Origin of the sequence: Prochlorococcus marinus str. MIT 9401, assembly GCF_000760095.1 — a bacterium.
GTDB lineage: Bacteria > Cyanobacteriota > Cyanobacteriia > PCC-6307 > Cyanobiaceae > Prochlorococcus_A > Prochlorococcus_A marinus_I.
Genome location: NZ_JNAR01000017.1, coordinates 19,956 through 35,447 on the forward strand (window position 1 = coordinate 19,956; position 15,492 = coordinate 35,447).

General features: G+C 29.7%; 12 protein-coding genes. 9 read left to right on the forward strand and 3 right to left on the reverse strand.

The genetic code is table 11. From position 1 onward, the window contains the following. Positions 1-3 precede the first annotated feature (3 nt). The 7 genes from EV01_RS00760 to purF all read left to right on the forward strand — a co-directional run bounded on the left by EV01_RS00760 (position 4) and on the right by purF (position 9,606). On the forward strand, positions 4-1,860 hold the full coding sequence (locus EV01_RS00760; RefSeq protein ID WP_032518039.1) for an ABC1 kinase family protein: 1,857 nt from the start codon (positions 4-6) through the stop codon (positions 1,858-1,860). Continuing rightward, positions 1,861-2,433 (forward strand): alpha/beta hydrolase, encoded by a 573-nt coding sequence (locus EV01_RS00755; protein ID WP_032518040.1) that lies wholly within the window; start codon positions 1,861-1,863, stop codon positions 2,431-2,433. Positions 2,434-2,439: 6 nt separating this feature from the next. Continuing rightward, positions 2,440-3,543 carry a threonine synthase gene (gene thrC / locus EV01_RS00750; RefSeq protein ID WP_032518041.1) on the forward strand — a complete coding sequence of 368 codons (1,104 nt, stop codon included), beginning with the start codon at positions 2,440-2,442 and terminating at the stop codon, positions 3,541-3,543. Between the two features lie 336 nt (positions 3,544-3,879). Further along, complete coding sequence (gene dnaN / locus EV01_RS00745; RefSeq protein WP_032518042.1) at positions 3,880-5,046, forward strand: DNA polymerase III subunit beta; 1,167 nt, start codon at positions 3,880-3,882, stop codon at positions 5,044-5,046. Between the two features lies 1 nt (position 5,047). Continuing rightward, complete coding sequence (locus EV01_RS00740) at positions 5,048-5,755, forward strand: PRC-barrel domain-containing protein (protein ID WP_032518043.1); 708 nt, start codon at positions 5,048-5,050, stop codon at positions 5,753-5,755. A 3-nt stretch (positions 5,756-5,758) separates the two neighbouring features. After that, positions 5,759-8,098 carry a phosphoribosylformylglycinamidine synthase subunit PurL gene (purL, locus tag EV01_RS00735; protein WP_032518044.1) on the forward strand — a complete coding sequence of 780 codons (2,340 nt, stop codon included), beginning with the start codon at positions 5,759-5,761 and terminating at the stop codon, positions 8,096-8,098. A gap of 47 nt (positions 8,099-8,145) precedes the next feature. Beyond that, positions 8,146-9,606 carry an amidophosphoribosyltransferase gene (purF, locus tag EV01_RS00730; RefSeq protein ID WP_032523311.1) on the forward strand — a complete coding sequence of 487 codons (1,461 nt, stop codon included), beginning with the start codon at positions 8,146-8,148 and terminating at the stop codon, positions 9,604-9,606. Here purF and EV01_RS00725 read toward each other — a convergent pair. From EV01_RS00725 to queG, 3 genes are all read right to left on the reverse strand, one after another. Beyond that, positions 9,603-12,044, reverse strand: a complete 2,442-nt coding sequence (locus tag EV01_RS00725) for a DNA gyrase/topoisomerase IV subunit A (RefSeq protein ID WP_032518045.1) — start codon at positions 12,042-12,044, stop codon at positions 9,603-9,605. The genes purF and EV01_RS00725 overlap by 4 nt on opposite strands. A gap of 76 nt (positions 12,045-12,120) precedes the next feature. Next, positions 12,121-12,984 carry a tetratricopeptide repeat protein gene (locus EV01_RS00720; protein WP_032518046.1) on the reverse strand — a complete coding sequence of 288 codons (864 nt, stop codon included), beginning with the start codon at positions 12,982-12,984 and terminating at the stop codon, positions 12,121-12,123. Next, positions 12,981-13,934 carry a tRNA epoxyqueuosine(34) reductase QueG gene (gene queG / locus EV01_RS00715; RefSeq protein ID WP_032518090.1) on the reverse strand — a complete coding sequence of 318 codons (954 nt, stop codon included), beginning with the start codon at positions 13,932-13,934 and terminating at the stop codon, positions 12,981-12,983. The genes EV01_RS00720 and queG overlap by 4 nt, the downstream gene beginning before the upstream one ends. Before the next feature lie 136 nt (positions 13,935-14,070). On the opposite strand from queG, the gene EV01_RS00710 reads away from it, so the two are divergent. Together EV01_RS00710 and nusB are read left to right on the forward strand one after the other, a co-directional pair. After that, the gene (locus tag EV01_RS00710; protein WP_032518047.1) at positions 14,071-14,805 is read left to right on the forward strand and encodes a DUF502 domain-containing protein; all 735 of its coding nucleotides are present in this window, start codon (positions 14,071-14,073) and stop codon (positions 14,803-14,805) included. Positions 14,806-14,808: 3 nt separating this feature from the next. Beyond that, positions 14,809-15,438: a transcription antitermination factor NusB gene (gene nusB, locus EV01_RS00705; protein ID WP_032518048.1), complete on the forward strand. Its 630-nt coding sequence runs from the start codon at positions 14,809-14,811 to the stop codon at positions 15,436-15,438. Positions 15,439-15,492 lie beyond the last annotated feature (54 nt).

The following is a 15,492-nucleotide window of genomic DNA, read 5'->3' on the forward strand; positions in this document are numbered from 1 at the left end:
GTTATGAAAGAAGATTTTACTGATTTTATTGAGGTATCTGGACTCTTAAATTACGATCCAGATACAATTTCCAAAATTTACAAAAAAAATCCTAAAAGACTTTTAAAAAGACTTTGGCAAACACTCATACCTATTTTTGCTTACATATTCTCCGTGGGATGGGATAAATTAACTGGAAGATTGAAAAATGAACAGCAAGCAAGATTTAGAGCACGAGAATTAACAAATTTATTAGTAGAACTTGGGCCTGCATTTGTTAAGGCAGGCCAAGCTTTATCAACAAGGCCAGATATAATTCCAGGTATTCTTCTAGAAGAATTATCTGAATTGCAAGATCAACTCCCTGGGTTTGATGGTAATAAAGCTATGGAATTAATAGAAGAAGATTTGGGATACAAAATAAATGAGATTTTTTTAGAAATTGATAAAGAGCCAATTTCCGCTGCTTCTTTAGGTCAAGTACATAAAGCTAAATTGAAAAACGAAGAGATCGTTGCAATAAAAGTTCAAAGGCCAGGATTGAGAGAACAAATAACCCTAGATCTCTACATAGTTAGAAATATTGCTCTTTGGCTAAAAAACAATATCGGATTAATAAGAAGTGATCTAGTTGCTTTGATTGATGAATTAGGCAAGAGAGTTTTTGAAGAGATGGATTATCTAAACGAAGCTGCAAATGCAGAAAAATTTAGAGATATGCATAAACATAACAAAATGATTGCCGTGCCAAAAATTTATAAAGAAATAACTTCAAGACGAGTATTAGCAATGGAATGGATAGACGGTACAAAATTAACAAATTTAGAAGACGTAAAAAAAATAGGAATTAATCCAGATGAAATGATTGATATAGGAGTGCAATGCAGTTTAGAACAGCTTTTAGAACATGGATTTTTTCATGCAGACCCACATCCAGGTAATTTATTAGCCTTAGAAGATGGAAGATTATGTTATCTAGATTTTGGAATGATGAGCGAGGTTTCCAGAGAATCTAGATCAGGATTAATTCAAGCAGTAGTTCATTTAGTTAATAAAAACTTCGATAAATTATCTCAAGATTTCGTAAAATTGGGATTTTTATCAGAAGAAGTTAATTTAGAACCCATTGTTCCAGCATTTCAAGATGTTTTCATTAACGCAGTCGAACAAGGAGTTTCGAAAATGGATTTTAAAAGCGTTACAGACGATATGTCTGGTGTTATGTATAAATTCCCTTTCAGGCTACCCCCATATTATGCGCTTATAATTAGATCATTACTTACTTTAGAAGGAATAGCTTTAAGCGTTGATCCAAGCTTTAAGATATTAGGCGCGGCTTATCCATATTTTGCAAGAAGATTGATGGAAGATCCTGATCCACAATTAAGGGAAAGCCTTAAAGAAATGCTTTTTGATAACAAAAAATTTAAATGGGACCGTTTAGAAGATCTACTTTCTAACGCTGCAAAGCAAACAAATCTCGATTTAGAAAAACTATTAGACGAAGTTATAAATCTTCTCTTTTCTCCAAATGGAGGATTTCTTAGAAATGAGATAGTTGAAGGTTTAACAAATCAAATAGATTTACTTAGTCTAAAAATATTGAAAAGTTTGAATAACTATCTTCCGCAATCAATTAAATTAAATACTATTAACGAAAATAACAACTTGAATGACCTTGTAATGTATGTAGAGCCATTAAGAAACTTTTTAGAAATTTTACAAAAAGTACCCGGATATTCAATTGACATTTTTCTAAAAAGGGTTCCAAGACTTATAAATGAACCATATACAAAAGAAATGGGTATAAAAATTGCAAAAAAAGTAACTGAAAAAGGAGTAGTTAGACTTGTTAAGATTGCTGCTGGTGCAAATATCTAAATGAAGCTTAGTAAAATTTTAATATTTAAAATATTTTTAATTTTAGTAATTTCTCCATTATTTTTAAATGTTCCAAAAGCTAATACTGCTGAAGAAATTAAAATTACATACAGCATATTTTCTAGAACTATTAAAGTGAATTCTTTAAAAACTTTTGCTAAAGAAGGTAAAGCTACAAGAAAATTAAAAAGAATTTTGAAAGCAACTGGTTCTTCTGACAAAGAAATTAGATCAGTATTAAATAAAGATTTTGAGATTCCAATTACAATTGCAAGCAAATTAGTTTATTCAGAAATAGGTAATATTGTTTTATCAAGGCTTTCATCAATTATCCATCCACCCAGAGCAGATGACGAGAAAACGGGTGTATTAGCTCTCAGATCAAGCGTTATAAAAGGTATTGACTTGGGAAATGGCAAAATAAATCTGATCAGATTTTTTGAAGGTTATCCAACTAAAACTGTTATTTTAGATGTAAATGCTTTAAGCAAAGTTATGAATAAAGTAGAATCTATTTCAGAATTATTAGATTTTTTCACAAATTCTCCTCTTGATAAAATTAAAACAAATTAAACAATTATGGTGTTAATAAATAAAATCAAAAATAAACTTCGTATTAATTACAGAAAAAAAAAGTGGCCAGGTCTTATAGAGGCATACAAACAATATCTCCCAGTGACGAAAAAGACTCCTATTATTTCTCTAAATGAAGGAAATACACCCCTTATTTTTAGTGAATCAATTAGTAAATTAATTGGAAATGGAATAAAAGTTTTTTTAAAATATGATGGTCTCAATCCCACAGGATCTTTTAAAGACCGTGGAATGACTATGGCCATAAGTAAAGCAAAAGAAGAGGGTCGTCAAGCTGTTATTTGTGCAAGTACAGGAAACACTTCTGCTGCAGCTGCTGCTTATGCATCCAGAGGAGGATTAAAACCTTATGTTTTAATCCCAGAAGGATTTGTTGCACAAGGAAAACTTGCACAAGCTTTAATGTACGGAGCTGAAATAATCTCAATTAATGGAAACTTCGATAAAGCCCTTGAAATTGTAAGAGATTTATCTTCTGAACATCCAATAGAACTAGTAAACTCTGTAAATCCATATCGGATACAAGGACAGAAGACAGCAGCGTTTGAAATTGTTGATGATTTAGGTATTGCACCTGATTGGCTTTGTATTCCAATGGGAAACGCAGGAAATATAACTGCTTATTGGTTAGGGTTTAAAGAATATTCGAGAATAACAAGAAATTTAAAATTGCCAATTATGATGGGTTTTCAATCGGAAGGATCTGCTCCATTAGTAAAGAATATAATAGTTAAAGATCCTGAAACAATTGCAACTGCTATAAGAATTGGTAATCCAGTTAATAGAGAAAAAGCAAAAATCGTAAAAAAAGAAAGTAAAGGTGACTTTCAGTCTGTCACAGATGAAGAAATCATCAATGCTTATAAAATTCTTGCTAAAGAAGGAGTATTTTGTGAGCCCGCTAGCGCGGCATCACTTGCTGGACTAATAAAAAATAAAAATAGAATCCAAAAAGAATCAACCGTAGTTTGTGTTCTTACTGGAAACGGTTTAAAAGATCCTGATTGCGCTATTAAAAACAATGACGCTATTTTCAGAAAAAACATTGAACCATCGTTAAAAAACATAACAAAAATCTTAGGATATTAAAATCCAAAAAGATAACTGTCTGTGGAAATCAATTAAAAACGGTATTTTTTTGTGGAATAAAATATAAAAATTTATTCAAATTGTTGAATAATTATTTTTTTATTTAGAAAATTTACATTTAATAAACAAATTATAATATTTTTCCACTTGTTCAAATATTTATAAAGAAGCAAAACAACTGTTTTAATTCAAAAATTCCACAATTTCCACAGTAACTACTACTATTAAATTATTTTTTATTAAATAGTTAATTTATATTAGAAAAAAAGAAAAGAAGTTCATTGAATTTAATTTACGAAAAAAGTATATTGTGTTTGTAAAAAGTAAAAAATTCCGATGGAGATTATTTGTAATCAAAATGAGTTAAATAATGCCATTCAATTAGTGAGTAAAGCAGTGGCTTCCCGGCCAACTCATCCCATTCTTGCAAATATACTTTTAACAGCTGATCAAGGAACAAATAAAATTAGCTTGACAGGATTTGATCTTAATTTGGGAATTCAAACTTCTTTCGACGGAACTGTCAAAAATAGTGGAGCTATTACGATACCTTCAAAACTTTTATCTGAAATAGTAAACAAATTACCTAATGAAACTCCAGTTAATCTTGAAGTAGATCAGAATTCAGAAAATATTCTAATAAAAAGTGATAGAGGATCTTTTAACCTCAAAGGTATACCGTCTGATGATTACCCTAATTTGCCATTTGTCGAAAGTGGTACTTCTTTAAATATTGACCCAATTTCTTTTTTAAAAGCTTTAAAATCAACAATTTTTGCTAGTAGCAATGATGATTCAAAGCAATTGCTTACAGGAGTTAATTTTACTTTTAAACAAAATTATTTAGAGTCTGCCTCTACAGATGGTCATAGACTAGCGGTTGCTTTGATAGGTAATGAAGAATATTTAAAAAACATACAAAATAAAGATAACTTAACCTCAGATGAAAATGATTTATCAGTTACTATTCCTACTAGATCTTTAAGAGAAATAGAAAAACTAGTAACCTTAAGAAACTCAGAAAATTTACTTAAGTTTTTTTATGATAAGGGACAAGTAGTATTTATTTCTACTAATCAATTAATTACAACAAGAACTCTTGAAGGTAATTACCCTAATTATTCACAATTAATACCTGATACTTTTTCCAAGATTTTAAATTTTAATACCAAACGATTAATTGAAGCCCTAGAAAGAATAGCTGTTTTAGCAGATCAACAGAGTAGTGTTGTTAAATTTAAATTGGATAATACAGATTTAGCTTCAATAAGTGCTGATGCACAAGATATTGGAAATGCCAATGAATCAATACCAGTTTCTTATTCTGGAGATGATTTTGAAATTGCCTTTAATGTTAGATATCTATTAGAAGGTTTGAAAGTAATCACTTCTGAAAATGTAATTTTGAAGTGTAATCTTGCAACTACACCCGCTGTTTTCGTACCAGAAGATAATCTAAATTCTTTTACTTATTTAGTTATGCCTGTTCAGGTTCGTTCTTAAGTTGAAATTACCTAAAGAAATTTTATTAAGTGAATTATTAAATTATAATGTTAAAGGCAATATGGCCCTTAATTATGGAAATGGTGAAAATGTTTGGATGCATCCTCCTGTTCATCGAATTCTAGGATGGTTTTCTAGACCTTCAAATTTTAATTTAAAAAGAAATGTTTGGAGATTAAATCAAATTAGTCAAATAATAGATAATGAAATTTATGTCAAAGGTGATCCAGCTATTTCTGATTTAGCAACTTTAAATAGGTTTCCAACTTTAATTGAAGCTAATTTGATAAATAAAGATGGATCGAAAATAGGTTTAATAGCAGATTTTTTATTTGAAATAAAAACGGGGAAAATTAAATATTATTTAGCCTCTCGATCGAATCCTAAGATTCCAGGCTCTAGTAGATGGAAATTAAATATTGAAAATATTACTGATCAACAACCTGGTTTAGTATTTTGTAATTGCGATTCTTTAGATGATTTATCTTTAATGAAATCTAGTTTAAAAAATGAATTTTTCCAAAAAGGAAAAAAAATTATTGATAAATTCGATGATATGAAAAATATAGCCTCAAGTAGATTAGAAGATTGGCTTGAAGAAGATGAAGATATAAACCAAAACTTGGATTTTAATCAAAAGACTTTTTATAATGAAGAGATATCATCAAGATCTTTCAGAGATAATAGCGAAGATGACCCTTGGATCTAAATAATGATAAATTCAGAAAAAAATGATCTATACGATCTCAATGAAGTTCTTAAATTTGAAAATTTAACAATTAATGATTACGAAGAAATTTGTAATAGATTAAAGAGAAAACCAAACAGGACAGAATTAGGAATGTTTGGTGTTATGTGGTCCGAGCATTGTTGTTATAGAAATTCAAAACCTTTATTATCTAAGTTTCCAACAACAGGAAAAAATGTTTTGGTTGGTCCTGGAGAAAATGCTGGCGTTATTGATGTTGGAAATAATCAAAAACTTGTTTTTAAAATTGAGAGCCACAACCATCCTTCAGCAATTGAACCTTTTCAAGGAGCGGCGACAGGTGTCGGAGGAATATTAAGAGATATTTTTACAATGGGAGCAAGGCCAATTGCAGTATTGAATTCATTGAGATTTGGCAATCTTGATAAATCATCAAATATCGATCTACTAAGAGGAGTTGTATCTGGTATTGCACATTATGGCAATTGTGTGGGTGTGCCTACTGTTGGAGGGGAAATTGACTTTGATGATAGTTATTCTGGAAATCCGTTAGTTAATGTTATGGCTTTAGGATTATTAGAAACCAATGAAATTGTTTGCTCTGGAGCTAAGAATGTAGGATCGCCAGTACTTTATGTCGGCAATACTACAGGAAAAGATGGTGTCGGTGGAGCTAGTTTCGCAAGCTCAGAATTAACTAGTAGTTCATTAGATGATAGACCTGCTGTTCAAGTTGGTGATCCTTTTATTGAGAAAAGTCTTATAGAAGCTTGTTTAGACGCTTTTAAGACTGGAGATGTAATTGCAGCTCAAGATATGGGAGCAGCAGGTCTAACTTGCAGCAGCGCAGAAATGGCTGCAAATGGAAATTTAGGTATATTTATAGATTTAGATTTGGTTCCCTCCAGAGAAGATAATATGTCTTCCTATCAATATTTATTATCTGAATCTCAAGAAAGGATGTTGTTTGTTGTTAAGAAAGAAAAAATTAATGATCTTATTGAAAAATTTAATAAATGGGGATTATATGCCAATGTCATTGGTGAAGTAATAGAGAATAATGAGGTCGTTATTTCTCATAAAAGTAAAATTGTTGCTCAGATACCTACTTCTGCTTTATCAGATGATACTCCTGTAAATGTCCATAATGTAATTAATAAACCACCTGATTACTTGTTGAAGAAATGGGAATGGAAAGAAAATAATTTACCAGAAATTAAGCAGCAAAAAATATTTTCAATGAAGGAAAATAAGAATTTGTCTTTTGCACAAATTATATTTAAGCTTCTTTCAAATCCTTCGATAGCCTCTAAAAGATGGATTTATAAACAATATGACTCTCAAGTTCAATCAAATACAGTTTTTAAACCTGGAGAATCAGATGCAGCTGTTATAAGACTAAGAGAACAAAATGAAAAAAATAAAAATAAAGTATTTTCTGGAGTTGCTGCTTCAGTAGATTGTAATAGTAGATGGGTTTCTCTTGATCCTTATAGGGGTACCATTGCTGCTGTTGCCGAGTCTTCGAGAAACGTTAGTTGTGTAGGTGCTGAACCAGTTGCAATTACAAATAACTTGAATTTTCCCTCTCCTGAAACTGAAATAGGATATTGGCAACTTTCATCTTCATGTGATGCAATTACTGAAGCCTGTAAAGTTTTAGAAACTCCTGTTACAGGGGGCAATGTTTCTTTATATAACGAATCAAAAAATAAAGAGAATGACATTACTCCTATAAATCCTACTCCTGTAATTGGAATGGTTGGGAAGATAGATAATGTTCTAAATGCCGTAAGTAGTGGATGGAAAAATATTGATGATCAAATTTGGTTAATTGGTTCACATGAATCAGAAACAACAATAGCAGCAAGTTCTTATTTGGAATATATTCATGGAGAAATTACAGGTCGTCCTCCAAAATTAGATTTGTTAGATGAAAAGTTTTGCCAGAGTTTTTTAAGAAATGCAATTTTAGAAGGTTTTGTAGTTTCATCTCATGATATTAGCGATGGCGGTTTAGCTATAGCTTTATCAGAGTGTTGTATTTTATCTTCAAAAGGTGCAATGATAGTTTTACAAAAAGATATTAATAGAAATGATAATTTATTATTTGCAGAAGGTGGTTCAAGGATAATTTTTTCAATAGATAAAACGAAAGAAAAAGAATGGCTAAATTATCTTAAAAAAAATCAAAATAATTTCAAATCAAGTGTTTATGTAGAAAAAATAGGTAATGTTATTAACGAAAGTCTAGAAATAAAAGTTCAAGATAAAAATATATGCAATATTAGGGTTGAGGAATTAACCGAAAAATTTAATAATAGTATTTCAGATAACTTTTAAATATGAAGAAATTTTTTCAACTATTAAAACTTTTGAGTAATTAAGTTATGTGCGGAATAGTTGGAATCGTTTCTTCAGATGACGTAAATCAACAAATTTATGATAGTCTTTTGCTTCTCCAGCATAGAGGTCAAGACTCAACAGGCATAGCAACAATGGAAAATACTATTTTTCATATACACAAGGCTAAAGGTCAGGTTAATACTGCATATAGAACGAGAGATATGAGAAATTTAATAGGGAAAATTGGCTTGGGCCACGTTAGATATGCAACAAAGGGATCAGCAGAAAGTGTAGAGGAAGCACAACCTTTTTATGTTAATGCTCCTTATGGAATTGTTTTGATACATAATGGCAATTTGACAAATACAAGAGATTTAGAAAAACAATTATTTAGTATTGATAAGCGGCATACTAATTCTTCAAGTGATACTGAGATGCTACTAAATGTATTTGCGACAGAATTACAAGAACAAATTCATAATCAAGAACTAGAACCTGATATAATTTTTGATGCTGTTAAATCTTTACACCAAAGAATTCAGGGTTCATATGCTTCGATAGCATTACTTTCTGGACATGGTTTATTAGCATTCAGAGATCCTTTTGGGATAAGACCCTTAGTGATAGGAAAAAGAGTTTCATCAACCACTAAAAAAGAAGAATGGATGGTTGCTAGCGAATCTTTAGTGCTTGAGAACAACGATTATCAAGTGGTAAGAGATGTTGATCCAGGAGAAGCAATTTTTATAAATCTTAATGGCGAGTTTTTTTCTAAACAATGTAGTGAAAATCCAATCTTAGTTCCTTGTGCTTTTGAATATGTTTATTTAGCAAGGCCAGATTCAATTATGAATGGGATTTCTGTGTATAAAGCTCGTTTAAAAATGGGAGACTATCTTGCGGAAACAATAAAAGAAACAATAAATTCTGGAGATATTGATGTTGTAATGCCAATTCCTGATTCATCGCGACCTGCAGCTATGCAAGTTGCAAGGCAGTTGGGTATTGAATATAGAGAAGGTTTTTTTAAAAATAGATATGTTGGGAGAACATTTATTATGCCTGGCCAGCAGAAACGTAAGAAATCCGTAAGACAAAAATTAAATGCTATGAGTGCAGAGTTTAAAAATAAAAATGTATTAATTGTTGACGATTCTATTGTTAGAGGTACTACTTCAAAAGAGATTGTTCAGATGGCTAAAGATGCAGGAGCAAATAAAGTTTTTTTTACTTCAGCAGCTCCACCAGTTCGTTTTCCTCATGTTTACGGAATTAATATGCCTAATAGAGATGAATTAATTGCTCATGATAGAACAATCAGTGAAATTGCTAACCAACTTGCAATTGATGATCTTGTTTATCAAAGTGTTGAAAATTTGCGCAAATCTATAATAAGTGAATCTATTATTCAAGATTTGGAGATGAGTTGTTTTACTGGATCTTATGTAACAGGTACAGTAAATCAGGAATACTTAAATTGGGTTGAAAATGAATATAAATCTTAGTTGAGAATATTTTCAAGTCGAAAACAATTTTCAAGAAATTCGTCTTTATTTAATTCTAAAAAATCAATTAAAAAATTTGTTTTATTATATTTAAAATTCAATTTATCAAGATTTAATCTTGCAGATTTATTTTTATTAGTTTCAATATCAAGGTAATGTTTGCTAGGCAATATTTTTAAAAAGAAATCGTTTTTTAGTTGCGTTTTTTCATTTAAATATCCCAAACGCGATTCATTAGCGTTATAAATTTCATTACTACTTAAGCAAAAAATTGTGCCAAGCTTAGTAACCAAATAAATATTGTCTCCGTCTTGTAATGGACAACAAGAAACAATCTTTTCAGAAGGTAAAAGTTTTGCAAGCGTTAATCCTTGAGATTGTTTTGTAGTTGGGGTTAAGAATTTATTTGTTAAATTAAATTTAAAAATTCTTCCTATTGAAGTTAATATTATTAAATTTTTTTCTTCATTAAAAATAAATGAATCAATAGTCTTTACATCTTTTTTTAATTTTGTAATTGTGAACGATCTATTACTTTTAATCATATCCTTATCAAATAAAACTTTTTTGAATCTTCCATCCGAATTTAAGACACATAAATAATTGTTAATTCCTTTTTTGATTGAATGGAAATTTATTATTTCATTTGGATCAATATTTCCTAATATTTTTTTATCTATTTTAAAGTCATTATTAATATTAGACTCCCAATCAATGTTAAAAACTTTTCCAGTACAAGTGATTCCAATAATTTTGATATCCTTTTCAATATTACATATAAATTTTTGAATATTTTTATTATCTATCGCTTTATTCGTTTCATCAAATGATTTCTTATAATTATTTAAAATCATCTTCCTTAAATAAAGTCTATTGTCGATGCATAATTTAGTTTTTTTATTTATAAAAATTTCTAATATTTGATTATTTAGTGTTTCTAATTCCTCATTCTGATCAATATTTTTAAGTATTTTCGTTTTTCTTTTTACATTATATTTTTTCTTTAATATTAATAATTCTTCTATTAGTAATTCTAGTAATAAGTTTCTTTCATTCAATAACTTTTGATAATAGTTCTTTTTATCTTGTAAAAATCTTATATCATTTTCAATTTGATTTTTTTCTAGATTTGTTAATTTTTTTAGTGGCATATCTAATACCGAATTTGCTTGTTTTTCACTTAGAAAAAACTTATTAACTAATTTTGATTTAGCTTCTGCAGAATTCTTTGATTCTTCAATAATCTCAATAATTTGTTTTATGTTTTTTGTTGCTTTGGATAAACCTTCTGATATTTCTAGTTTTTCAAGAGTATTTTTAAGAAAATAATTTGTTCTTTTTCTAATTGTTTCTTCTCTAAATTTAAGAAAATAGTTTAAATATTGCTTTAGGTTTAGTTGAACAGGTTTTCCTTTAATTAAAGCTAAAAATATTGCGCCAAAGTTTGTTTGGAGAGTTGTTCTTTTATATAAACTAGAAATTATAAATTCAGCATTAGAGTCTTTTTTCAATTCTACTACTATTCTCATTCCATCTCTGTCGCTTTCATCTCTAATATCAGAGATTCCATTAATTTTACCGGAATTAACAAGTTCAGCTAGTTTTTCAATCCAACCTGCTTTACTGATTTGATATGGAAGTTCTGTAATTATTAATGCATTTCTTTTGTGCTTACCTTTACCTAAATTTAATTCTTCTGTATTTATAACCCCTCTTATTAATATTGATCCTTTACCCGTTTTATAAAGCTTTTCTATTTCTTCACTGTAAATTAATTCCCCTCCTGTAGGAAAATCAGGCCCTTTAATTATGTTAGAAAGTTTTTTATCACTTAAATCCTTATCCTTTATTAAAGCTATCAAAGCATCTACCGTTTCCCCTAGGTTGTGAGGAGGAATGTTTGTTGCCATTCCAACAGCAATACCTGATGATCCGTTCAACAATAGAAAGGGAAGTTGGGCAGGAAGAAAATCCGGTTCTTTTTGAGAACCGTCAAAATTATTTGAAAAACTTACCGTTTCTGATCTAATTTCCTCAAGAAATCCTTTATGGGCTATAGGCGCTAATCTGGTTTCTGTATATCTCATTGCTGCTGGTGGATCATTATCTACGGATCCAAAATTTCCATGTCCATCTAATGTGGGATAATTTGTTGAAAAATTTTGTATTAGCCTTACTAGCGCATCGTATACTGCTTGATCTCCATGAGGATGGTACTTTCCAAGTACATCTCCAACAACTCTTGCACACTTTCTAAATGGTCTATCTGGCGTTAAACCTAATTCGTACATCGCAAATAGTATTCTTCTCTGTACAGGCTTAAGTCCATCTCTTGCATCGGGCAGAGCTCGCCCAACTATCACACTCATCGCATATTCCAGGTAAGAACGTTGCATTTCTTCTTGGAGAGAGATAGAAGTAAATTTTTTCTTATCCATTAGAGAGCGAAATGAATATGTATTGATTAACTAAGTTAAGACTAATAGGTAAACAAATATTTACCAGTATTGAAAATTAAGAAGATGTATTGATTTTAGATTTCGCCAGTATTATATCTTTTTCAAGTTGTTCATTTGCTAAAAGTAATTCAGTTGAGGTTTGTATTTTTTCCCCCCATAACTGTTCTTTTCTATAATCATAATCAACATATTTGGGATCTTTAGATAATGCTTTTTTTGCTAGTTGGAGCGCCAATTCAGTATCTTTAACTCTTAAACATGAGGCAAGACCTAGTAATGGTTCAGCATTGTTTTGGATTGAGATTGCTTGTTCAAAAAGTTTTATTGATAGATTTATATTGTTTTTTTCGAAATATGCTAAACCTTGATTATTAATTGCTTGCCAGAAATCAGGTTTAATTTTTAAAGATTTATCAAAAATCATAATAGCTTTTGAGTAATTTTTTTCCATTAATAAAATATTTCCCAATTGAAAAATAGCTCTATAGTTATTTGGGTCAAATTTTAATCCTTTTTCTAAAGCAGTCTTTGCATTTTTTTCTTGTTTAATTTTTAAGTAAATATTACTTTTAGCAAAATATATTTTGCTAGTGTTTGGATTTATTTTTTCCGCATTATTTAAGGAATTTAATGCCTGTTTGTATTGTTTGTTAGCTATCTGTGTCTCAGATAAAATTAACCACAGTTCTAGATCGTTTGGATTTATTTTTACTGCTAATTTTGCTAAGTTAAGACTTTCTTCATAAAGTCCAAAATATAGAAGTTGATATGCATTTTTTCCCAAAGATAGGCTCTCTTTTTGTAAGTTTTTTATTGTTGGGTAATAATAATATGGAATAATTGACTGAACTTTTTCTATTTTAAAAAAGAAAAAACTAATTAAAAATAAACATATTATATTTTTTAAATACTTTTTCATATTTTTGCTTTTTTCTTCTTTAGATTTGCTTTAATGTTTCTTTTCCACATCCATGGTTTAATTCTTTTTAATGTGGTGTTTTTAAGATTGTCTTCCCAAGTTTTATCATCCCAATATAATGATTCAATATTAAGATTTTTAATCCATTCTTTTGGAGCAGTCTCAAAAGTATTGTTGTATGGTACTGATTTATTCCAAGGGCATACATCTTGACAAATATCACATCCCGCAACCCATCCATTTAATTTTTCTTCTATTTTTTTTGGAATAGTTTTTTCCCTGCTTTCAATCGTATGATAAGCGATGCATAGATCAGATTGTATTACAAAGGGTTCTACTATTGCCTTTGTAGGACAAGTTTCAATACACAAATCACATTTTCCGCAAAGTGATTGATGAGGTTTATCTGGTATTAAATCTTTTGTAAGAATCATAAAACCTAAAGTAAACCAAGAACCATTTTTCGTACTAATTACATTACTATTTTTACCTATCCAACCAAGACCTGATTCTTCGGCCCATGCTTTTTCAAGAAGCGGGGAGGAATCAACACATATCTTCCATTTGCAATCAGGAATTTCTAGATTAATCCAACTACCAACATTTTTTAATTTTTTGTAAATAACTTTATGATAATCTTCTCCTTGGCTGAATTTCCCTACTTTGAAGACGTTGTTATTGCTATTTGAATTAATGTAAGAAAAACCAACGCTTAGAACACTTTTTGCATCTTCAAGAAGTGAGTTTATATCTTTTCTTCTTTCTGCTTCCATCCATTTCATTTCAGCATGGTAGTTATTTGATAACCATCTTTCTAATGCATTTGTTCTTAATTTAATGCGCGAACTACCTGGAATCGAAGCAATTCCAGCCATTGAAAAACCCTCAAAAAGTGCTCTTTCTTTTAATTTGTCACTTATTTCTTTTTTGGTTTGAATGTTATCGATCATTTCTTTATTATGTATTGCATTTCTCATAACAGTTATTTTTTAAACAAGAAACTAATAAATAATTAAAAAAAACGTATCCTAACTAAGTAAAAACAGTTAAATTATTAGTAAAGTAAATATAGTTTGAAAGGTTATTTTGAGTGACTCTAATCAAAATCCAGATTTAAACCTAGGATCTAGGCTCCAACAGGATTTAAAAAATGATCTTATTGCCGGATTGTTAGTTGTCATACCCTTGGCAACAACAATATGGCTATCATCTTTAGTTAGTAAATTTGTTTTAACGTTAGTTACTTCTGTTCCTAAGCAATTAAATCCTTTTATTACTTTAAACCCTTTATTACAAGATTTAATTAATCTTACTTTGGGTTTAACAGTTCCTTTGTTAGCTATTTTGCTTATAGGTTTAATGGCTAGAAATTTTGTTGGAAGGTGGTTATTAGAATTTGGAGAGGGTACCTTATCAAAAATTCCCGTAGCTGGGGCGGTTTATAAAACGCTTAAACAATTACTTGAAACTTTTTTAAGTAATAAATCTAATCGATTTAGAAGAGTTGTTTTAGTTGAATATCCACGTGAAGGACTTTATAGTGTAGGCTTTGTGACTGGAGATGTTGGTCCGTCTCTTCAGCCAGAATTGGAAGAAAAATTGCTAAGTGTTTTTATACCCACAGCACCTAATCCAACTACTGGTTGGTATACATTGGTTCCTGAAACCTCTGTTAAGGATTTAAATATTTCTGTTGAAGATGCTTTTAGAACAATAATTTCGGCAGGGATAGTTAATCCAGATGAGAAAAATAATACTACAAATCCAACATTTTCAAAATTATTTTCTCAGTTACGTGCTTCCACTAATACTTCCTCTTAATTGATGTATTATAATAAATCACTTTCTAGAGAATTATCTTTAATTTCTCTAGGTCTGATAAAAGATAAAGGTAACCTCAAATTAACAAAAATTCAGATTGAAAATATTTTTGAATCTGCTTTAGATTCTCTAATAAACCACTGTAGAGATGAATTAGATAATTGTGAAATAGATTTAGAAAATGCATCACAAAAAATATTAGATAGTGAATTGCAGGAAGGATCAAATTCTTCTTTTTCAAACGTTAGAGACGAGTTAAAAAAATCTTTAAAAAAAATTGAAACTGTCATGAACACACTTTCATTAACCTTAGACTTTCCAAAATTAATTGTTTCTAGTGGACAAATTGATATTAGAGAAGATGTGAATAAGAGGATTAGCAAAATTATTAATAACCTCGCTACTATTGACTCTGATATTGATCAAGTCATGGATGGATGGAGATTAAAAAGATTACCAAGAGTTGATCGTGATATTTTGCGATTAGCATTTGTGGATATTAATTTTTTGGACACCCCTATTGCTGTTGCTTGTGATGAGGCTGTTAATTTAGCTAATAAATATAGTGATGTCCAAGGAAGAAAATTTATTAATGGAGTTTTAAGGAGATTACAAACAGTAAAATTGCAATAATTTTTTGATATAAATAAATAGTGCTTTAAAATTTTATTGATTACGAATAAAAAT